The sequence below is a fragment of the Phyllobacterium brassicacearum genome (assembly GCF_003010955.1).
GTDB lineage: Bacteria > Pseudomonadota > Alphaproteobacteria > Rhizobiales > Rhizobiaceae > Phyllobacterium > Phyllobacterium brassicacearum.
In genome coordinates this window covers 328,151-350,339 of record NZ_PGGO01000001.1, presented here as the reverse complement: position 1 = coordinate 350,339, position 22,189 = coordinate 328,151, and the positions used below count along the sequence as shown (strand labels likewise).

At 59.7% G+C, this 22,189-nt stretch carries 15 protein-coding genes; 14 read left to right on the top strand and 1 reads right to left on the bottom strand.

Going from position 1 to position 22,189, the window contains the following annotated elements:
• Positions 1–67: 67 nt before the first annotated feature.
• From urtB to CU102_RS01670, 11 genes are all read left to right on the top strand, one after another.
• Positions 68–1,693, top strand: coding sequence for an urea ABC transporter permease subunit UrtB (gene urtB, locus CU102_RS01720; RefSeq protein ID WP_106709218.1), 1,626 nt, complete (start codon positions 68–70; stop codon positions 1,691–1,693).
• Positions 1,690–2,874, top strand: a complete 1,185-nt coding sequence (urtC, locus tag CU102_RS01715; protein WP_106709217.1) for an urea ABC transporter permease subunit UrtC — start codon at positions 1,690–1,692, stop codon at positions 2,872–2,874. The genes urtB and urtC overlap by 4 nt, the downstream gene beginning before the upstream one ends.
• A 3-nt stretch (positions 2,875–2,877) precedes the next feature.
• Positions 2,878–3,624 (top strand): urea ABC transporter ATP-binding protein UrtD, encoded by a 747-nt coding sequence (gene urtD, locus CU102_RS01710; RefSeq protein ID WP_106709216.1) that lies wholly within the window; start codon positions 2,878–2,880, stop codon positions 3,622–3,624.
• A 71-nt stretch (positions 3,625–3,695) separates the two neighbouring features.
• Complete coding sequence (gene urtE / locus CU102_RS01705) at positions 3,696–4,391, top strand: urea ABC transporter ATP-binding subunit UrtE (RefSeq protein WP_106709215.1); 696 nt, start codon at positions 3,696–3,698, stop codon at positions 4,389–4,391.
• 61 nt (positions 4,392–4,452) lie between these two features.
• Positions 4,453–5,349, top strand: a complete 897-nt coding sequence (locus CU102_RS01700) for a LysR family transcriptional regulator (protein ID WP_106709214.1) — start codon at positions 4,453–4,455, stop codon at positions 5,347–5,349.
• Between the two features lie 103 nt (positions 5,350–5,452).
• Entirely contained in the window at positions 5,453–5,926 is a 474-nt protein-coding gene (locus CU102_RS01695; RefSeq protein ID WP_106709213.1) for a formate dehydrogenase subunit gamma, read from the top strand.
• Positions 5,923–7,491 carry a formate dehydrogenase beta subunit gene (locus CU102_RS01690; protein WP_106709212.1) on the top strand — a complete coding sequence of 523 codons (1,569 nt, stop codon included), beginning with the start codon at positions 5,923–5,925 and terminating at the stop codon, positions 7,489–7,491. Before CU102_RS01695 ends, CU102_RS01690 begins: the two co-directional genes overlap by 4 nt.
• Positions 7,492–7,501: 10 nt before the next feature.
• Positions 7,502–10,381, top strand: coding sequence for a formate dehydrogenase subunit alpha (gene fdhF, locus CU102_RS01685; protein WP_106709211.1), 2,880 nt, complete (start codon positions 7,502–7,504; stop codon positions 10,379–10,381).
• A gap of 2 nt (positions 10,382–10,383) precedes the next feature.
• Positions 10,384–11,328: a formate dehydrogenase accessory sulfurtransferase FdhD gene (gene fdhD / locus CU102_RS01680; RefSeq protein WP_106709210.1), complete on the top strand. Its 945-nt coding sequence runs from the start codon at positions 10,384–10,386 to the stop codon at positions 11,326–11,328.
• Entirely contained in the window at positions 11,321–11,569 is a 249-nt protein-coding gene (locus CU102_RS01675) for a formate dehydrogenase subunit delta (RefSeq protein WP_106709209.1), read from the top strand. The genes fdhD and CU102_RS01675 overlap by 8 nt, the downstream gene beginning before the upstream one ends.
• A 112-nt stretch (positions 11,570–11,681) precedes the next feature.
• Positions 11,682–13,337: an OFA family MFS transporter gene (locus CU102_RS01670; protein WP_106709208.1), complete on the top strand. Its 1,656-nt coding sequence runs from the start codon at positions 11,682–11,684 to the stop codon at positions 13,335–13,337.
• Between the two features lie 44 nt (positions 13,338–13,381).
• Here the strand turns inward: CU102_RS01670 and CU102_RS29635 are convergent, their stop codons facing one another.
• Positions 13,382–13,546 (bottom strand): hypothetical protein, encoded by a 165-nt coding sequence (locus CU102_RS29635; RefSeq protein WP_166648291.1) that lies wholly within the window; start codon positions 13,544–13,546, stop codon positions 13,382–13,384.
• A gap of 96 nt (positions 13,547–13,642) precedes the next feature.
• Between CU102_RS29635 and CU102_RS01665 the strand changes: the two genes are divergently transcribed.
• The 3 genes from CU102_RS01665 to pbpC all read left to right on the top strand — a co-directional run bounded on the left by CU102_RS01665 (position 13,643) and on the right by pbpC (position 22,143).
• Positions 13,643–14,530 carry a LysR substrate-binding domain-containing protein gene (locus tag CU102_RS01665; RefSeq protein WP_106709438.1) on the top strand — a complete coding sequence of 296 codons (888 nt, stop codon included), beginning with the start codon at positions 13,643–13,645 and terminating at the stop codon, positions 14,528–14,530.
• A gap of 84 nt (positions 14,531–14,614) precedes the next feature.
• A complete protein-coding gene (locus tag CU102_RS01660; protein WP_106709207.1) occupies positions 14,615–20,062 on the top strand; it encodes an alpha-2-macroglobulin family protein in 5,448 nt (1,815 codons plus the stop codon).
• Entirely contained in the window at positions 20,062–22,143 is a 2,082-nt protein-coding gene (gene pbpC / locus CU102_RS01655; RefSeq protein WP_106709206.1) for a penicillin-binding protein 1C, read from the top strand. The genes CU102_RS01660 and pbpC overlap by 1 nt, the downstream gene beginning before the upstream one ends.
• The last annotated feature ends 46 nt before the right edge of the window (positions 22,144–22,189 follow it).

The following is a 22,189-nucleotide window of genomic DNA, read 5'->3' as shown; positions in this document are numbered from 1 at the left end:
CTGGCACCACCTCCGCCATGGCGGGGGTGGTGTTCCCGCCACAATTCTTGAAACGCAGGATAGATTGATGCAATTCATCCGCTTGTTGTCTGCACTGGTCCTGATGCTCGGCATTTTTCATCACACGGTCGAAGCGCATGCGCAGACTGTTGATGAAGCAACGTTACGGCCGCTCGTCCAGGCGCTCGCTGGAGACAATTTCGACGATACGACCAAAGCGATTTCGGACCTCGTCAGGACCGGTGATACGCGGGTCTCCGCTCTCTTGAACGCCCTTGGCGCAGGCGATCTCTACGTTTCCAAGGCCGACAAGTCTGTATTCCTCGGCAAGCGCGAAGGTACGGATTATGTCGCAACCGATCCGGTGACGGGTGCGAAACTTGCTCCAGTACCACGTTCGGCGGCCGAAAAGATCAAGGTGAACAACCGCCTGCGCCGCGAAATCGCCGCTGCAATCGGCGGACTGACCCTGATGAGTGAGAATGCCGGCGAACGCCGTTCGGCCGCTGAGGCAATCCTGAAGACCAGGGATCCGGAATCGATCCCGCTACTGGACCAGGCGATCGCCGCGGAGAAGGATCCAGGCATCAAGGCACTGATGAGCCAGGCCAAGGCCGCTGCCATTCTCAATTCCGACGTTCCCGACGCGGAAAAGATTGCAGCGATAACTGAAGTCAGCGCCGGCAACGGACGCGACGCGCTGGGTCTGTTGACCCCGCTTGAAGGTGCCGAGGGTCCGGTTGGTGAAGCCGCGCGGTCGGCGATCAGCAGCATCAATTCCGAACTTGCCGTGTGGAACGCTGTGCAGAATATCGTCTATGGTTTGTCGCTGGGATCGGTGTTGCTCCTGGCCGCCATCGGCCTTGCCATTACCTTCGGCGTCATGGGCGTGATCAATATGGCGCACGGCGAGATGGTAATGATCGGCGCTTACACGACCTTCGTCGTTCAGCAGGTCATCCGTGCCACGGCACCTGGGATCTTTGACTATTCGTTGTTGATCGCGCTACCGGCCGCCTTCCTGGTTTCCGGGGGCGTTGGGGTGCTTATCGAGCGGAGCGTCATTCGCTTTCTCTACGGCCGACCGCTGGAGACGCTGCTCGCTACCTGGGGCATCTCCCTGGTTCTGCAGCAGGCGATCCGTTCGTGGTTTGGTGCCTCCAATGTCCAGGTCGGCAATCCATCCTGGATGGCTGGCTCGTTTGAACTTGGCCTGCTGACCCTGACATGGTCCCGGCTGTGGATCATTGTCTTTGCCTTGTCGGTGTTTGCAATCCTGCAACTCGTCCTGAAGAAGACCATGCTGGGCCTGCGCATGCGGGCCGTTACCCAAAATCGCCGCATGGCATCCTCGATGGGCATCAGGACACCTTGGGTCGATGCGCTTACCTTTGGTCTCGGATCCGGCATTGCCGGCATTGCCGGCGTGGCGCTCAGCCAGATCGACAATGTCAGTCCAAATCTCGGACAGGGTTACATCATCGACAGTTTCATGGTCGTGGTCTTTGGAGGTGTTGGCAATCTCTGGGGCACACTTGTCGGAGCCATGTCGCTCGGCATTGCCAACAAGTTCCTTGAGCCCTTCGCCGGTGCTGTCCTCGGCAAGATACTCGTCCTCGTGCTGATAATCCTGTTCATCCAGAAGCGTCCACGCGGTCTTTTCGCACTCAAGGGAAGGGCGATCGAGGCATGATGACCCAATGGTTTTTCTTACATGTCGACCGGCGCGGCAGCATTGTCATCGCACTGCTCGTTGCTATTGCCGTGTTGGTGCCCCTGTCCAATCTCCTGCTTCCGGTCACGTCACCCCTCCACGTCCCGACCTATCTCGTTTCACTGATCGGTAAATATCTCACCTACGCCATGCTGGCAGTCGCGCTCGATCTGGTCTGGGGGTTCTGCGGTATTCTCTCGCTCGGCCACGGCGCCTTCTTTGCGCTTGGCGGCTATGCCATGGGCATGTACCTGATGCGCCAGATTGGTCCGCGCGGCGTCTATGCCGACCCGGTTTTGCCGGACTTCATGGTCTTTCTTAACTGGAAGGAACTGCCGTGGTTCTGGTACGGTTTTGACAGTTTCTGGTTCGCCGCGTTGATGGTGGTGTTGGTACCAGGCGTCCTTGCCTTCGGTTTCGGCTGGCTGGCCTTTCGCTCACGGGTGACCGGGGTGTACCTTTCGATCATTACCCAAGCGCTGACCTATGCACTGCTCCTCGCCTTTTTCCGCAATGACATGGGTTTTGGCGGCAATAACGGCCTGACCGATTTCAAGGACATTCTGGGTTTCAATATTCAGGCCGGCAGCACCCGCTCCGTGTTGTTCGCTGCGACAGCCCTTTTCCTGGCGCTGGCCGTCTTCGTGACCAGCTTCATTGTCCGCTCCAAACTGGGCAAGGTGCTCGTCGGCGTGCGCGATGCCGAGAGCCGCATGCGCTTCCTCGGCTATCGTGTCGATCGCTACAAGCTCTTGGTCTGGACGATCTCGGCCATGATGGCGGGGATTGCCGGCGCGCTCTATGTGCCACAGGTCGGAATCATCAATCCGTCGGAATTCGAACCGGCCAATTCCATCGAGGCCGTCATCTGGGTGGCGGTTGGTGGACGCGGAACGATCATCGGTCCAATCATCGGAGCCGTTCTGGTCAACTTCGGCAAAACCTATTTTACCGCGGCATTCCCGGAAATCTGGTTGTTTGCCCTCGGTGCTCTCTTTATCGTGGTCACCCTGTTCCTCCCCAAGGGCATCCTCGGCCTTTACGGCATGTGGAAGGGCAAGCGTGCCGATCGTGCCGCGCGCAAAAAGGATGTAGCGCCGCCGCCCGTTGCGGCTGTGAGCGGTCGCTCGCCAATCCCCGAACCTCAAGCGGCGGAATAGATTATGAACGCTCACGACACTTTGCTCTATCTCGATGGCGTCTCGGTTTCATTCGACGGGTTCCGCGCCATCAACAATCTTTCGCTTGTACTGCAGGCCGGAGAGATGCGCGCGATCATCGGCCCGAACGGCGCCGGCAAGACCACAATGATGGATATCATCACGGGCAAAACCCGGCCGGATGCCGGTGACGTCTACTTCAATGGTGAAGTGGATCTCACCAAGCATGACGAGGCGGAAATCGCGCTGCTCGGTATCGGCCGCAAGTTCCAGAAGCCGACCGTGTTCGAAAGCCATACCGTGGAAGACAATCTGGTACTGGCGCTCTCTGGGCCAAGATCGGCGTTCTCGACGCTTTTCCATCGCCAAAGCCGGGATGAGATCGACCGGATCCACGAAATTCTTTATACGATCCGTCTCTATGACAAGCGCGTTTGGCTTGCTGCGAATCTCTCGCATGGGCAAAAGCAATGGCTGGAGATCGGCATGCTGCTCGCGCAAGACCCCAAACTGCTTCTGGTCGATGAGCCGGTTGCAGGGATGACCGATGCAGAAACCGCCGAAACGGCGAAGCTCTTGCGCGATATAGCCAAGACCCGCTCAGTGCTCGTGGTCGAACACGACATGCATTTCGTGCGCGAACTCGGCGTGAAGGTGACGTGCCTGCACGAGGGCTCGGTTCTCGCCGAGGGTTCGCTCGACTTTGTCAGCAACGACCAGCGTGTGATCGAGGTCTATCTTGGCCGGTAAAGCGCAATTCCAGGAAAAGTGGAGCCCGGATCTCCGTCCGGAATTGCTTCCAATGAATAAGGAAACGTCCCATGCTGACAGTTGAGAATGCTTCCCTGCATTATGGGGCGGCCCAGGCATTGCGCGGTGTGTCGCTCGAGGTAAAACCGAAATCGATCACCTGCGTTCTCGGCCGCAATGGCGTCGGCAAGACCAGCATGCTCAGGGCCATCGTCGGGCAGCACCCGCTGTCTTCCGGCTCGATCAGCTTCGACGGGTCACCCCTCGGCAAGAAGCCGCCCTATGATCGAGCACGCGCCGGCATTGCCTTTGTGCCGCAAGGGCGCGAGATATTTCCGTTGCTGACCGTTCGCGAAAATCTCGCAACCGGTTTTGCTGCAGCAAAGCGTGGAGATCGCAACGTGCCGCCGGAAGTCTTCGAACTGTTCCCGGTCCTGAAAACCATGCTGGGACGACGCGGCGGCGATCTGTCCGGGGGGCAGCAGCAACAGCTTGCGATCGGCCGGGCGCTGGTGACGCGGCCCAAGCTGCTTGTCCTCGATGAGCCGACCGAAGGCATTCAGCCATCGATCATCAAGGATATCGGGAGGGCCATCCAGTTTCTGCGCGATCAGGCGGGCCTCGCGATCATGCTTGTCGAGCAGTATCTCGACTTCTGCCGCGAGCTTGCCGATCATGTCTACATCATGGATCGCGGCGAGATCGTCCATTCCGGCGACGCAGCGAGCCTCGACAGGCCGGATGTGCGCAAGTTCTTGACGGTTTGAAAAACTTGCCTTGCCGCTAACCAGCGATCCCCATTAGGGTCATTCCGGAGGAGCGACCCGGATGATCGACAAGCTGGAATTTTTCATCGCCTTGGCGCGCCACCGGCATTTTGGCCGTGCGGCGGAAGAATGCGGTGTGACCCAGCCCACGCTGTCAGCCGCAATACGCCAGCTTGAAGATACGCTCGGCGTCGTCCTGGTTCAGCGCGGATCGCGCTTCAAGGGCCTGACTTCGGAAGGCCAGCGGGTGCTCGAATGGGCGCGGCGCATCGTTGGTGACACGCGCACGATGCGCGAGGAGATCCGCGCGGCCCGTTTCGGTCTCGCCGGTCACGTGAAGATTGCGGCGATCCCGACGGCGCTGGCCATGGTCTCGCGGCTGACAACACCATTCCGCGAAAAACATCCCGATGTGACCTTCTCCATAACATCGCGAACGTCTCTGGAGGTGCTGACACTGCTCAGCAACTTCGAGATCGATGTTGGCATCAGCTACCTCGACAATGAGCCGCTCGGACGCGTCACGTCTGTGCCGCTCTATTCAGAGCGTTATCAGCTCATTACCTCGGCAGGGAATACATATTCCGACCGGAAGTCCGTCACCTGGGCTGAGGTGGGCCAATTGCCACTCTGCCTCCTGACGATGGACATGCAGAACCGCCGCCTGATCAACAAGCATCTGGAGGAAGCAGGCATCGAGGTTCATCCCACGCTCGAATCAAATTCCATGATCGTCCTGTTCTCGCACATCCGCACGGGAAAATGGGCCAGCATCATGCCGCTCAATCTCGGCGAGTCATTGGGATTTGACGAGCCTATCCGCTCGATACCGATCGTGGAGCCCGATGCACGCCACCTTGTCGGCCTTGTTGCCGCAGACCGGGAACCCCATACGCCGCTGGTTTCGGCCCTTCTGCACGAGGCGCGCGCGCTGGCCATAAGCTTGAATATGGTTTGATAGGATATTTCTATCGTTCAACGAGTCTGCTATATTGATATCGGCCGCCATTTTTGATCTGTTCTAAGAAACGGGGAGAAAACAAGGGAGGGCCCTGCACGATATGCAGCTCGCAAGTACCGATATCGCCAAAAGGGCGATAGGCATTATCGATCAACTGAAGGGCAAAGAAGGCCCTCTGCTTCCTATCCTGCACGAGCTGCAGGATGAGTTCGGCTATGTGCCGCAGGAAGCTTTGCCGTTGATTGCGCAGGCCCTCAATATCTCCCGCGCCGAAGTGCACGGCGTGTTCACTTTTTACCATGATTACCGCGATCACCCCGCCGGCCGGCATGTCTTGAAGCTTTGCCGTGCAGAGGCCTGCCAATCCCTGGGTGCTGAGGCGCTAGCCAACAAGGCGCGCCAATTGCTCGGCGTTGACTGGCATGGCACGACAGCAGACGGGGCGGTCACACTCGAACCGGTCTATTGCCTTGGTCTGTGTGCCTGCGGACCTTCGGCGATGCTTGACGGCGAAGTCATTGGCCGGCTCGATGCCGAGGCACTCGAGGAAATCGCGGCGGAGGTGCGGCTATGACAATCACCTTCTATGTTCCGCGTGACTCAGGTGCGCTTGCTCTTGGTGCCGAAAAAGTCGCGAGGAAACTCCAGGCTGAAATCGAAACGCGCAACCTCGATGCGCGGATCGTGCGTAACGGTTCACGTGGGCTGTACTGGCTCGAACCCATGGTCGAGGTTGAGACACCAAACGGGCGTGTCGCGTATGGCCCGGTCAAGGCATCGGATGTCACAGCACTGCTCGACAACGGTATGACCGGGGGCAGGGTGCACCCGCTCTGGCTCGGCCTCACTGATCAATTGCCGTTCCTTGCAAGACAGACTCGTTTGACGTTTGCCCGGTGCGGCATCACCGACCCGGTCTCTCTCGAAGACTATCGTGCCCATGATGGCCTGAAGGGGCTGGAACAGGCGCTCAAGCTGTCGCCTGCCGAGATCGTGGCACAGGTGACCGAATCCGGCTTGCGCGGCCGCGGCGGTGCGGGTTTTCCAACTGGCATCAAATGGAAGACGGTTCTCGATACTGCCGGGACACAGAAATATATCGTCTGCAATGCCGACGAGGGCGACAGTGGAACCTTCGCAGATCGCATGATCATGGAAGGCGACCCCTTCGTCCTGATCGAAGGCATGGTGATCGCCGGCATCGCGGTCGGAGCGACCAAGGGCTACGTCTACACGCGCTCGGAGTATCCACATGCCATCGCAATCCTGAACGAAGCGCTCGAGGTCGCCCGCAAGGCCGGTGTCCTGGGTCCGTCCGTGCTTGGATCCTCCCATGCCTTTGATATGGAGGTGCGCGTTGGCGCAGGCGCCTATGTCTGCGGTGAAGAAACGGCACTCCTCGAAAGCCTCGAAGGCCGTCGTGGCATCGTCCGCGCCAAGCCGCCGCTGCCCGCGCACAAGGGACTTTTCGGCAAGCCGACCGTGATCAACAATGTGATCTCGCTTGCGTCCGTCCCCATCATCCTCGACAAGGGCGCAGCCTTCTACAAGGATTTCGGCATGGGCCGCTCTCGCGGCACGATCACGCTGCAGATTGCAGGTAACGTCAAATATGGCGGCCTGTTCGAAACGGCCTTTGGCCTCACGCTCGGCGAGATCGTCGACGATATCGGCGGCGGCACGGCAAGTGGCCGGCCGGTCAAAGCTGTGCAGGTCGGTGGTCCTCTTGGCGCCTATTTCCCGCGCGAACTGTTTGATACGCCGTTCGACTATGAAGCCTTCGCCGCCAAGGATGGCCTTATTGGCCATGCCGGTTTGGTGGTGTTCGACGATAGCGTCGATATGCTCAAACAGGCGCGTTTCGCGATGGAATTCTGCGCGATCGAATCCTGTGGCAAGTGCACGCCCTGCCGCATTGGCTCGACCCGAGGGGTCGAGGTCGTCGATCGTATCTCGGCCAACATAGAGCCTGAGAAGCAAATCGAAGTTCTGACCGATTTGTGCAATACAATGAAGTTTGGCTCGCTCTGTGCCCTGGGCGGCTTCACGCCCTATCCCGTTATGAGTGCGCTGACGCATTTTCCTGAAGATTTTCGGCCCGCGCCCATGATCGCACTTGGCGCGGCTGCGGCGGAATAGGAGCTTCATAATGTCTCTGATTGAAGAAATCGATTACGGTACACCCGCCGGCACCTCGGAAAAGATGATCACGCTGACCATCGACGGCAACGAGGTCACTGTACCCGAAGGCACGTCGATCATGCGCGCCTCGATGGAGGCCGGCATCAAGGTGCCCAAGCTCTGCGCCACCGACATGGTCGATGCGTTCGGCTCCTGCCGCCTTTGCCTGGTTGAGATCGAAGGTCGCAATGGCACACCTGCCTCGTGCACGACGCCCGCAATGGAAGGTCTTATTGTCCGTACCCAGACGCAGCGTCTGAAGGACATCCGCAAAGGCGTGATGGAACTCTATATTTCCGACCATCCGCTCGATTGCCTGACCTGCGCTGCCAACGGCGATTGCGAATTGCAGGATATGGCGGGGGCTGTCGGCCTCCGCGATGTGCGTTACGGCTATGAGGGCGACAACCACGTTTTCGCCAAGGCCGGAGGCGTTGCGAACGATCGCTGGCTGCCGAAGGACGAATCCAATCCCTATTTCACCTATGATCCTTCCAAATGCATTGTCTGTTCGCTGTGTGTCCGCGCCTGCGAGGAAGTGCAGGGCACGTACGCACTGACCATCGAGGGACGCGGCTTCAACAGCCGGGTTGCTTCTGGCGCTCATGATAATTTCATCGACAGCGAGTGCGTCTCCTGCGGTGCCTGTGTTCAGGCCTGCCCGACGGCGACGCTCACCGAAAAGTCGGTCATCGAAATCGGCCAGCCGGAGCACTCCAAAGTCACCACCTGCGCTTATTGTGGTGTGGGTTGCTCATTCAAGGCGGAAATGCGCGGTGAAGAACTCGTGCGTATGGTGCCCTGGAAGGATGGCAAGGCCAATCGCGGCCATTCCTGCGTCAAGGGCCGCTTTGCGTATGGTTATTCGACCCACAAGGATCGCATCCTCAACCCGATGATCCGCGAGAAGATCTCGGATCCGTGGCGTGAAGTCACTTGGGACGAAGCATACAAGCACGTCGCGAATGAATTCCGCCGCATCCAGTACCAGTTTGGCCGCAATTCCATTGGCGGCATCACATCCTCCCGCTGCACCAATGAAGAGACGTACCTCGTCCAGAAGCTGGTTCGCGCAGGCTTCGGCAACAACAATGTCGACACTTGCGCCCGCGTTTGCCATTCACCGACGGGTTATGGCCTCAGGCAGACCTTCGGCACCTCCGCCGGCACACAGGATTTCGACAGCGTCGAGCACACCGATGTGGTGATGATCATCGGTGCGAATCCGACTGACGGCCATCCAGTGTTCGCCTCGCGGCTGAAGAAGCGCCTGCGCAAGGGTGCGAAGCTGATCATCGTCGATCCGCGCCGCATCGACCTCGTGCGCACGCCCCATGTGGAAGCGTCGTATCATCTGCCGCTGCGTCCCGGCACCAATGTGGCTGTGGTCACGTCGATGGCGCATGTCATTGTCACAGAGGGCCTGTTCGACGAAAAATTCATCCGCGAGCGCTGCGATTGGGACGAATTCCAGGATTGGGCCGCCTTTGTGTCCTCCCCGGAACACAGCCCCGAGGCCATCGAGCAGATTTCCGGTGTTTCGCCGCAATTGCTGCGTGAGGCAGCACGCCTCTTCGCCACCGGCGGCAATGGCTCAATCTACTATGGCCTCGGCGTCACCGAACACAGCCAGGGCTCGACAACGGTCATGGCCATCGCCAATCTCGCCATGGCGACCGGCAATATCGGCCGCAAGGGCGTCGGTGTGAACCCCCTGCGTGGCCAGAACAATGTGCAGGGTTCCTGCGACATGGGCTCGTTCCCGCATGAACTGCCGGGCTACCGCCATATCTCGGACGAATCCACACGCGACATCTTCGACAAGCTGTGGGGCATCAAACTGCAGGATGAACCCGGACTGCGCATCCCCAACATGCTTGACGCCGCCGTCGACGGCACGTTCAAGGGCATCTACATCCAGGGCGAAGACATTCTGCAGTCAGATCCCGATACCAAGCACGTTGCCGCCGGTCTCGCCGCGATGGAATGCGTGGTCGTGCATGACCTCTTCCTCAACGAAACCGCCAACTATGCCCACGTCTTCCTGCCGGGATCGACCTTCCTCGAGAAGGACGGCACCTTTACCAATGCCGAGCGCCGCATCAATCGCGTGCGCAAGGTCATGAGCCCGAAAAATGGCTATGCTGACTGGGAGGTCACCCAGAACCTTGCCAAGACGATGGGCCTGAACTGGAACTACACACATCCTTCCGAGATCATGGATGAAGTTGCATTGACGACGCCAAGCTTTGCCGGTGTGTCCTTTGATCTTCTGGATAGGGAAGGTTCAGTGCAGTGGCCGTGCAATGAAAAGGCGCCTTTGGGAACGCCCGTCATGCACATCGAGAGCTTCGCGCGCGGCAAGGGCAAGTTCATCCGCACCGAATATGTGGCTACCGACGAGCGTACTGGACCGCGCTTCCCGCTGCTGCTCACCACCGGCCGCATCCTCTCGCAATACAATGTCGGTGCGCAGACGCGCCGCACGGACAATGTCATTTGGCATGAAGAAGACCGGCTTGAGATCCATCCGCACGATGCGGAACAGCGCGGTATCCGGGATGGCGACTGGGTGAAAGTCACCAGCCGTTCCGGTGAAACGACGCTTCGGGCACTCATTACCGATCGGGTATCGACGGGAGTGGTCTATACGACCTTCCACCATCCGACGACGCAGGCCAACGTCATCACCACTGATTTCTCTGATTGGGCGACCAATTGTCCGGAATACAAGGTGACGGCGGTTCAGGTCGGCGCATCGAACGGTCCGAGCGACTGGCAGCTCAAATATGACGAGCAGGCCCGCCGGAGCAGGCGCATTGCCCCCGTACTGGACGCGGCCGAATAGTTATGCAATCGCGCCCCACAAGGTTGCCTGTGCCACGCATCACCCGCCGCCGCAAGGACTCGGGTGAAGCCTATGCGACAGACAGCCGGATGGTGCCCGAAGAGACACCGGTCGCCTTCAGCTATAATGGCACGACCCATGCGGTCATGATGGCGACGCCTGCGGATGTTGAAGATTTCGCGGTCGGTTTCAGCCTGTCGGAAGGCATCATTTCGCAGATCGATGAGATCAGCGAGATCAATGTCGAGGAACATAACGAGGGCGTCGATATCCAGATACGTCTTGCCAGCGAGGCAGGCCAGGAACTGACCGATCGCCGCCGGCGTATGGCCGGTCCTGTTGGTTGCGGTTTATGCGGCATCGAGTCGATCGAGCAAGCGTTGAAGCCGGTTGCTTCGGTGCACCGGGTAGGGCTCAAACTGACGCCGAATGAAATCGCCGAGGCAGTGAGGCTGCTCTCTGAAGTGCAGCCGCTGCACAGCGAGACCGGCGCGGTTCACGCCGCCGGCTTCTATATTCCGGGAAAAGGCATCGTCGCGGCGCGCGAAGACGTCGGCCGTCACAATGCGCTGGACAAGCTCGCCGGGGCGCTCTGCCGCGCCGGCATCAAGGGCGAAACCGGAGCCGTGGTCATCACCAGCCGGGTGTCGATCGAGATGGTGCAGAAAACGGCGATCATAGGCAGCCCGATCCTGATAGCTGTTTCGGCGCCGACGGCCCTCGCAATCCGCACGGCGCATGCGGCCGGAATGACCCTGATTGCACTCGTCAGAGGTGATGAGTTTGACGTCTTCACGCGTCATGAGCGTATCCCGCTGATTTCTGTCGAGCTGGCGACCGGCTCGAACGATGTCTTTCTCGGCAATGCGGCGCCGAAACCGAATCCCGACCCCGCCGCATCGACACTTGTTCAATCTCCGTCCGTTCGAATGGTGCAATATGGATAGCAAGAGCCACAAGACAACCGCCGACAAGCTGGTCTACATGGCCAATCAGATAGCGATGTTCTTCCATACTCAGCCGAAGGATGAGGCCGTGGCGGGCGTTGCCGACCATATCAATCATTTCTGGGAGCCGCGCATGCGCGCGCAGCTGTTCACTATCCTCGATCAGGACGACAATGGCCTCGATCCTCTCGTCATCGAGGCCGCAAAGCAAATCCGCAAGCCAGGGCCGGTTCCGGCCTGATAATCTTCACGTACCGCCGTTCTCGGCAACGAGGAGGAAACTCCAAGTATCGCTGATCTAACTCGTTTTTGAACATGAATCATCTACCAGCAGGTGGGAGGAGAAACTCGTCATGTCAGTAACAGATCGGGCAGAAGCAGGCGCATTGGGTAGTCCGGGTATTCTGGACAGGGAGCGCATCGTCGCCAAGGCAGGTTTCAACCGCTGGTTGGTACCGCCGGCCGCGTTGGCCATCCATCTTTGTATCGGCATGGCCTATGGTTTCAGCGTTTTCTGGCTGCCCTTGTCACGGGCCATCGGTGCGGAACAATCCGCCGCCTGCGCCGATCTCAACCTCTTGACCGCGTTGTTCACCACAAGCTGCGACTGGCGCGTCAGTGATCTCGGCTGGATTTACACCCTGTGCTTCGTCCTGCTTGGCTGCTCGGCGGCCATCTGGGGTGGCTGGCTCGAGCGCGCCGGCCCGCGCAAGGCAGGCGTCGTCTCGGCATTGTGCTGGTGTGGCGGCATGGTTCTGGCAGCAATCGGCGTCATCACCCATCAACTCTGGCTGATGTGGATTGGCTCGGGTGTCATCGGCGGCATCGGCCTCGGTCTTGGTTACATCTCTCCGGTTTCTACCCTGATCAAATGGTTCCCGGATCGCCGTGGCATGGCCACCGGCATGGCAATCATGGGATTTGGCGGTGGCGCGATGATCGGCGCACCCCTCGCGAACCTGCTGATGAACCATTTCAAGACACCGGACTCTGTCGGTGTATGGCAGACATTCCTGGTCATGGCTGCAGGCTATTTCGTCTTCATGATGTGCGGGGCCTTCGGCTATCGTATCCCGCCGGCCAACTGGCGTCCTGAAGGCTGGTCACCGCCCGCTGATGCCAAGGCCATGATCACCACCCGCCATGTTCATCTGCGGGATGCGCACAAGACAAAGCAGTTCTGGCTGATCTGGGCGGTGCTCTGCCTCAACGTCTCTGCCGGCATCGGCGTCATCGGCATGGCTTCTCCAATGCTGCAGGAGATTTTCGCGGGCAAGCTGATCGGCCTGCCGGAGTTAAGCTTCACGCAGCTCGATGCCGGCCAAAAGACTGCCATCGCGTCGATCGCTGCCGGCTTTGCGGGCCTGCTCTCGCTCTTCAATATTGGCGGCCGCTTCTTCTGGGCATCGCTGTCGGATCGTCTCGGCCGCAAGGCGACATACTTCACCTTCTTCGCGCTCGGCATCGTCCTTTATGCGCTGGCGCCGACAGCCGCGCATATGGGCAGCCAGGCTCTGTTCGTCGCCATTTTCTGCGTGATCCTGTCCATGTATGGCGGCGGTTTCGCCACTGTTCCCGCCTATCTCGCCGATATCTTTGGCACGCAATTCGTTGGTGCCATCCACGGCCGGTTGCTCACCGCATGGGCAACGGCGGGCATCGTGGGGCCTGTCGTGGTCAACTACATTCGCGAGTTTCAGATCAGCGCCGGCGTGCCTCGCGATCAGGTCTACGATCGCACCATGTATATCCTCGCCGGGATGTTGGCACTCGGGCTAATCGCCAATCTGTTCGTTCGTCCGCTCGCACCGAAATGGTTCATGCCGGATGCTGAAGTAGCGGCGCTCCAGGCCAAGACGAAGACAAGCGCGGCCGGACCGTCCGGCTCATTTGGCATTGGTCATGGCGGGCTTGATGCCAAGGCGGTGCTCGCCTGGGCGGCCGTCGGCATCCCGATCCTTTGGGGTGTGTGGATGACGCTGCAACAGGCGGCAATCCTTTTCAAATGATGCTTGTGAGGTAAGTCAGGAAGGGCCGCACGCGACCCTTTATTTCATTGCCTGCAGACGGTTCGCGGATCGAACGGCAGGTCTGCCAGTTGGTCGAGGCACATGGCCTCCAGTGCCGGGTGCGACAGGGGATCGCGATGCCAGTCAGCGGGCGCATCATCACCGCGGGACCACTTGGACAGAATTCGGAGTAGAGAGAAAATCTTCATTTCATCCATCCCTGAATTTCTAAATATGCGCTATTTTGTTCGTGATTAATGCGAGCCGCAATCCAGATTGCCGAAACCGATGTGAAGAAAATCTTGATGAAGAACTTGAATCGCGTTCATCTGAATGGCTTGAAAGCCGTGGAGGCAATCGGGCGCCTGGGGTCTTTGCCAAAGGCGGCGGGCGAACTCGGCGTATCGGTGAGCGCTGTCAGTCAGCAATTGATCCGCACCGAAGCACAAATCGGTCACGCGATATTTGACAGGACGCGAGGAGGGTTGGTACCGACGTCATTTGGCAAGAGCTTTCTCGCCAAACTGGAAGACGGCTTCCAACAGCTTTCCAGAGCTGTGGCGCTTGCCGACGGCACCGACCAGACCCTGTTGCTTTCCGTTGCCCCGACCTTCGCTTCGAAATGGCTCGTCCCGCGCCTCGGGCGCTTGCGCGCGGCGCATCCAGATCTCAAGATCCGCATCGATCCCTCGCCAGGCATTGTCGATCTGAAAAGCTCGGACATCGATCTCGCCATAAGACTGGGCAGCGGGGACTGGCAGGACGGCGCGCCGGAATGCCTGCTGCCGCAGCGAATGTTTCCTGTCTGCACACCCGCCTTTGCCGAACGCCTGCAGGGGCCGGCCGACATTTTCAACCAGCCGATCATTTGTTACGAGAATCCGATGTTCAGCTGGGACGATTGGCAGGCCGCAACCGGACTTGCCGGGCCTCTGCCGTTTGATGGTCCGACCTTCACTGATCCTTGGCTCGGCCTCGAAGCCACGATCAGCGGGCAAGGCATCATGCTGGCTTGGGATCTCTTTGTCCACGATGCGCTGGCTGATGGGCGGCTGGTTGCGCCATTTCCGGCACGCATACCATCCTCCATCGCCTATTGGCTGGTATCACCGAAAAACCGCAAGCCGTCGGTACAGATGTTGAATTTCCAGCGCTGGATCCGTGCCGAAATTGCGCAAGAGAAAATGACCTAAGCCGCTTGATCTGTTGACAAGTTGGACCGAACTTTGAAGAGTGCCGGACATCTGGATTAGCAGCGGTGGGAGGACATTATGTCTATGCGCGCGGTTATCGGGTTTTCCGTATTGCTTCTCTCCGTTTTCGCTGCCTCCCTGCCGCTTGGTGCGGCAGAAACCAATCGCGATGTGGTCACAACCCAGGATGGTGATTATTTCGGTTTTGACCTGCGCACGGAGCAAGACGTCACGCTGGATCAATGCGAACTTGTTTGCCTGGCCGATCGGTCCTGCAAGGCGTTTACCTACAACCCCAAGGTGAAATGGTGCTTTCTGAAGTCTGATTTCAATCAGCTCAAGAGTGCCCCGGGGTCGGTCGCCGGCAAGGTCGTCGAGACCGCTGCCGAACCGGATATCGGCGCGCCTCCGAAGCTGCAATTCGTATCCGAACTGCTGCTTCAGGATGCACGTCAGGCCAAGGCAACTTTGTCATTGACCGACGAACAGAAGGCGCAAGGCGTCGAGGGTCTCGTCGCCGCAGCACGGCGCGAGCTCGCTGCCGGGAACGTCGCCAATGCGCTTAACGCTTTCAAGGGCGCTCTGGCTGTCATGCCGGATAATGCCGAGCTTTGGATTGAGACGGCTCGCGCCGCCAACCAGGATTCGAGAAACACCACTATCGCCGGGCAGGCAGCACTTGCGGCGTTGAATGGCTATCAGCTCACGCGTACCGCTCAGAGCCGTGCTGATGCGCTGGCAGCGCTGGCGGGGGCCCTTCAGAGCGCCGAAAACTACCGTGGATCGCTCGATGCCTACAAAGCCAGTCTCGCGCTGGTGAACGACAAGATAGTCGAGACCGCCTACCTCGACCTGAGGGCGCGTCAGGGCTTCCGTGTAGTGAACCACACCATCGATGCGGACAGCGCTACGCCCCGCGCTTGCGTGCAGTTCTCTGATCCGCTGGTGAAGATGGGTACGGACTATGCGCCATTCGTCACTCTAAATGGTTCCGCCCCCAAGGCTGTCGAAGCCAGGGGCAGCGAGATCTGTGTTGAAGGTCTCGAACATGGCCAGCGCTACAAATTTGCGTTCCGTCCCGGTCTGCCATCTTCTGTCGGTGAATCTCTTGAAGCGCCAGTCGATCTTGACATCTACATCAAGGATCGTTCGGCCATGGTGCGCTTCACCGGCGATAGTTTTGTCCTGCCGAGCACCGCTCGGCGTGGCATCCCCATCGTCTCCGTCAACACCACAAGCGCCAACCTCAAGCTTTATCGTATTGGCGATCGCGGGCTCGCACCGTTGATGACGAGCTCGCAGTTCCTCACCCAGATCGATGGTTTCAATGCCCAGCGTATGCAGGACGAGGCTGGCGAACTCGTCTGGCAAGGTGCGATCGATATCCAGTCCGAACTCAACAAGGATGTCGTCACAAGCTTCCCCGTCGATGAAGCCTTACCCCAGCGCAAGCCTGGGGTCTATGTCCTTACCGCTGTCTCGCCGGATGCAAAGACCGAGGAATGGGATGCGCAGGCGACCCAATGGTTTGTCGTCTCAGACATTGGCCTCTCCACCTATGCGGGCACTGATGGCCTGAACGTCTTTGCCCGCTCGCTCGCGACGGCACAGCCACTCATCGGTATGGAACTGCAGCTTCTCGCCAAGAACAATGAGATTCTCGGCACCGCCGTTACCGACACCGAGGGCAGGGCCACCTTCACGGCCGGGCTGATGCGTGGCACCGCGGCGATGGAACCGGCCGTGATCACCGCCAAGAACGGCGATGCCGACTACGTCTTTCTGGATATGACCAGAGCAGGCTTCGATCTGTCGGATCGCGGCGTGACGGGACGTCCTGCGCCTGGCGCCATCGACATTCTCGCCTGGACCGAACGCGGCATCTACCGCGCTGGTGAGACCGTACATGCCTCGGCGCTCGCCCGCGACAATGCAGCCAATGCCATCGAACAACTGCCGTTGACATTCGTTTTCAAACGCCCCGACGGCGTCGAAGATCGCCGCATGGTCAGCGACGGTGCCAATCTCGGAGGCCACACCCTCGATCTCGCGCTGCAAGCCAATTCCATGCGCGGCACTTGGACCATGCAGATATTCACGGATCCCAAGAGTTCGCCGATCGCAGAGAAACAGTTCCTGGTTGAAGATTTCGTACCGGATCGTGTCGAGTTCGACCTGACCAGTGATGCCAAGGCGCTTGAAGTGGGCAAGCCGACGCCCGTTAAGGTCGACGGCCGCTATCTTTACGGCGCCCCTGCTGCGGGGCTCAATCTGGAGGGTGAAATTGCCCTGAAGCCGACCCGCGAAAGCGCTGATTTCAAGGGTTATTTCTTTGGTCTCGCCGACGAGCAGGCAAGCGAAGACACGCGTATCCCGCTCGAAGATCTGCAGGCACTGGATGATGACGGTAAGGCAACTTTCGACGTCTCATTGAGCGATGTGCCTTCCACTACACAATTGATCAATGCCGACGTTGTTGTGCGCATGCAGGAAGCAGGCGGTCGCGCGGTCGAGCGCACGCTGACGCTTCCGGTCAAGTCAGAAGGATCGATGATCGGCATCAAGCCGGAGTTTTCCGGCGACCTCGCCGAAAACTCCATTGGGAAATTCCATGTCATTGCGGTCGATCAGAATGGCCTGAAACAAGCGATGCAAGGTCTCGAGTGGAAACTCGTCAGCGTCGAGCGCAACTACCAGTGGTATCGCGACGGCAATTCGTGGAAATACGAACCGATCCTGTCAACCAAGCAGATCGCCAACGGCGTGGTGAACGCAACCCCGGATGGAGCCGAGATATCAGTTCCGGTTACCTGGGGCCGTTTCCATCTGGAAGTGGAAACCGCTGCCGCTGATGGGCCGGCTTCTAGCGTTGAATTCGATGCAGGCTACTACGTCGCTGCAACTTCGACGGAAACGCCGGACGGGCTCGAAATTGCTCTCGACAAGGACAACTATGTCGCCGGCGATACCGCAAAGCTGAAAGTGTCGCCGCGCTTTGCCGGAGAACTTCTGGTCACTGTCGGCGCTGAAAGCCTGCTTGCTACGAAGCGGGCAAGCATTCGGGCAGAGGGCGGCGAAATCGAAATCCCGGTCACCGCCGATTGGGGTGCAGGCGCCTACTTAACCGCCACATTGTTCCGTCCAGGCGATGCGCAGGAAACCCATATGCCCATGCGCGCCATCGGCATCAAATGGCTCAATGTCAGCCCCGGCGATCGCAATCTCGCGGTGAAGCTGGAGGCTCCGCAGAAGACCGAACCGCGCAAGCCGTTGAACATCGCGCTGCAGGTGACAGGGGCGGGTGCCAATGAGAATGCCTTCGTTACTGTCGCCGCTGTTGATGTCGGCATCCTCAATCTGACCCGTTACGAAGCGCCCAATCCCGATGGCTGGTATTTCGGCCAGCGCCAGTTGGGCCTCGAAATCCGCGATCTCTACGGGCGCCTTATCGATGGCTCGCAAGGCGTCACCGGCAAGCTGCGAACGGGTGGTGACGGTGCACAGATGCCGATGCAGGGCAGCCCGCCGACCGAGAAGCTGGTCGCGTTCTTTTCCGGACCTGTGAAGCTTGATCCGCAGGGCAAGGCCAATGTCAGTTTCGACATTCCGCAGTTCAATGGGACGGCCCGGCTGATGGCTGTTTCCTGGTCGAAGACAGGGGTGGGGCACGCCACATCGGATGTGGTCATCCGCGATCCCGTCGTGGTGACGGCGAGCATGCCGAAGTTCCTCGCGCCCGGTGACAAATCATCATTGCGGTTCGACATTGCCAACACGGACGCTCCGGCTGGTGATTACCAGTTGCAGGTCACCAGCAACCCTGTAGTCAGCGTCAATCAGCCAGGTGCATCGCAGACCGTCAATCTGAGCGCCGGTGGCAAGTTTGACCTGACGCTGCCGCTCACCGGCGAACATCCAGGCGATGGCGTTGTTTCGATCAAATTGTCCAATGCTGCCGGCCTTTCATTGGAACAATCACTGAATGTTCCGGTCCGTCCCGCAACCCTGCCGATGACGGTACGCAAGCCAATCAAGGTGGCACCGAACAGCAGCCTCAAGGTCGACGGCGAATTGCTGGCCGGCAACATCCTGCAGGGTGCCTCGGTCAGCCTCAACGTTACCCGTTCGGCTGCGTTCGACATCCCGGCCTTGCTGATGACGCTGGACCGCTATCCCTATGGTTGTGCCGAGCAGACAACGAGCCGTGCCTTGCCACTGCTCTACATGAGTGAACTCGCCAAACAATCCGGCATTGCCGAGGATGGCGAGGTACAGAAGCGCGTGCAGGAGGCGATCTACCGCGTTCTGTCCTACCAGGCTTCGTCCGGTAGTTTCGGACTGTGGAGCCCCGGTTCAGGCGATCTGTGGCTCGACGCCTATGTCACGGATTTCCTGACGCGTGCCCGCGAGCAGAAATACGAGGTGCCGGAAGAGGCGCTCGCGCAGGCATTGGAAAACCTGCAGAACTCGCTGAGCTATGACGTCAACGTCAAGGACCAGGGCAATGAGATCGCCTATGCGCTTTACGTCCTTGCACGCAATCGTAAGGCCGCGATCAGCGATCTGCGCTACTATGCGGATACGAAACTCGCAGAGTTTCCGACACCGCTGGCCCGCGCACATCTCGCGGCGGCTCTGTCACTCTATGGCGATGCGCAGCGTTCGCAGAGCATCTTCACCGATGCCCTGCAGCAATCGACATTGGTGACCAATGTCAGCCTGGTCCGTTCCGACTACGGCTCCTCGCTGCGCGATGATGCTGCCGTTCTGGCACTTGCAGCCGAAAGCCGTCCAGTCCCGCCGATCATCCCGCAACTTTCGAAGATCGTGTCGGAGCAATGGGAGCGCAAGCCCTATACAAGCACACAGGAACAGACGTGGATGTTGCTTGCCGCTCGCGCTATCCAGGGCGGCGACAAGGACCTGAAGCTCGACATCAATGGCGCTGCCCATGCCGGCGGCTATGTTGCGCGTCTGACCGGAGACGAACTGCTTGCCCAGCCTGTGACCATCACCAATGCCTCGACCGAGCCTGTTTCCGCAGTTGTCACGACGGTTGCTTCCCCGGCGCAGCCCCTGCCGGCCGGCGGTGATGGGTTCAGCATAGAGCGGACCTATTACACGCTCGACGGTCAGGCGGCGAATGTCAGCGAGGCCAAGCAGAATGAACGCTATGTGGTCGTTCTGAAGGTGACCGAAACCAACAGCTGGCCGTCACGGGTCCTGATTACCGATCTTCTGCCGGCCGGTTTCGAGATCGACAATCCCGGTCTCGTCAACAGTGCCAGCCTTTCGAACTTTGACTGGATCGGCGAAGTGGAAGCCGCCCATACGGAGTTCCGTAGCGATCGCTTTGTCGCCGCCTTCGACCGGATGTCCGGTGACAACGGCGAAATGACCCTTGCTTACGTCGTCCGGGCGGTGACGCCGGGCACCTATGATCATCCGGCAGCCAGTGTCGAGGACATGTACCGTCCACAGTTCTCGGCGCGCACGGCAACCGGCCGCATGGAGGTCGTCGCAGCACAATAATGACTGTCTGGCGAACATTCTGCATCGGTGTCTCGGCCAATCTGGTTCTGGCCACGGTGCTGGCCTTTGGCCTTGATGCGGCAGACCGTGCGTTCCCACCGCCGCTTCAACGAGCGAGCGAAGTGTCGACAGAAGTCCTGGACTCCGATGGCCAGTTGTTGCGGGCCTTCGCGACCTCTCAGGGTCGGTGGCGGCTCGGCACCACAGCAAAGGACGTCGATCCGCAATTCCTAGCGATGTTGATCGCCTATGAGGATCAGCGCTTCTGGCAGCACCGCGGCGTTGATCCCATTGCGTTGGCGCGCGCTGCGCTCCAACTGGCCAGCAACGGCCGCATTGTTTCCGGGGCGTCGACCCTGTCGATGCAGGTCGCCCGGTTGATCGAGCCGCGCGCGGGACGGTCGCCCACGGCAAAATTTCAGCAGCTTGCTCGCGCCTTGCAGATCGAGCGTCGTCTGAGCAAGGCGCAAATTCTCGATCTCTATCTGACGCTCGCCCCCTATGGCGGCAATCTCGAAGGGATACGCTCGGCAAGCCTTGCTTACTTCGGCAAGGAACCGCGCCGCCTGACCGTGGCGCAATCGGCACTGCTCGTTGCCCTGCCGCAATTGCCGGAAAGGCGCAGGCCGGACCGCAACCTCGCCTTGGCTGAGGCGGCCCGCAGCCGTGTCCTGCACCGAATGGCGGTCGAAAGGGTTGTGGGTGAAGGCGAGGCCGAACGGGCAGGGCTAGCGCCGATCCCATCGCGCCGACTGCAACTCCCGGCCTATGCTGCCCATCTCGCGGAAGCCGCACAGCGCAAGGAACCGCAGGTAAAACGCCACAGGACCACCTTGCATCGCTCCATCCAGAAGGGGCTTGAAACTGTTGCGAAAGATGCGGCGGGCAAGCTCGGCCCGAAAGTCTCCGTTGCGATGGTCATGGCCGATGTTCGCACTGGCGAGATTGTCAGCGAGGTTGGTTCCGCTGATTATTTTGATGCGAGCCGTTCCGGCTGGATCGACATGACCCGCATCAATCGATCGCCCGGTTCGACGCTGAAACCCTTCATCTATGGCCTGGCGTTTGAAGATGGGCTGGTCAGCCAGGAGACCATCATCGAAGACCGTCCCGCCGATTTCTTCGGCTACCGGCCGCGCAATTTCGACATGAGCTACCAGGGCGATGTAAGCATCAGACAGGCATTGCAACTCTCGCTCAACGTGCCTGCCGTTCGCCTGCTCGACGCAGTCGGTCCGACGCGGCTCATGGTCCGGTTCCGCCGTGCGGAAGTGCGGCCCATTCTGCCGCCCAACGAAGCGCCAGGCCTCGCCATCGGCCTTGGCGGTGTCGGCATCACGTTGAAGGATCTGGTGCAGCTCTATGCGGGCCTGGCCAATCGCGGTCGGCCGGTACAACTTGGTGACGGTATCCAGGATAAGCCCGGTACCATCGAGGGTGAACCGCTGCTTAAACCTGTGGCCGCATGGCACGTTGCCGACATTTTGTCCGGCGTGCTTCCGCCGGTCGGGGCAGGCCAGCGCGGTATCGCCTACAAGACCGGCACAAGCTATGGCTATCGCGATGCCTGGTCCGTTGGGTTTGACGGCAATTATGTCCTGGGCGTCTGGGTCGGCAGGCCGGATAATGGCGCGGTCCCCGGCCTCACCGGTTACGGCTCAGCCGCCCCCATCCTATTCGAGGGCTTTGCCAAGTCCGGCGTCGCCATCACGCCCCTGATACCAGCGCCTGCCGCCGCTGTCCGTATCGCGCAGGCGCAATTGCCGGTGAGTCAGCGGCGTTTCTCCATGAATTCGAGCGGACTGCTCGCCTCGACGCGCGAACCCGCCCCGCAGATCATTTATCCGCCGGAAGGCGCACGTATAGAACTCGGGGCAACCGCTGGTGGCGAGATCATGCCGCTTGCCCTGAAGCTCCAGGGCGGCAGGGCGCCTTTTCGTTGGCTCGCCAATGGCAGGCCCCTGCCGGAGACCTCACGCCGCCGTGTCAATCAGTGGGTGCCGGATGGCGGCGGCTATTCCACCCTCACGGTTATCGATTCTATCGGCCGCGCGGCAAGCGTGCGGATATTTGTCGATTGAACGAAAAAGCGGCGCCCGATGGACGCCGTTTGTCGATGTTTACAGG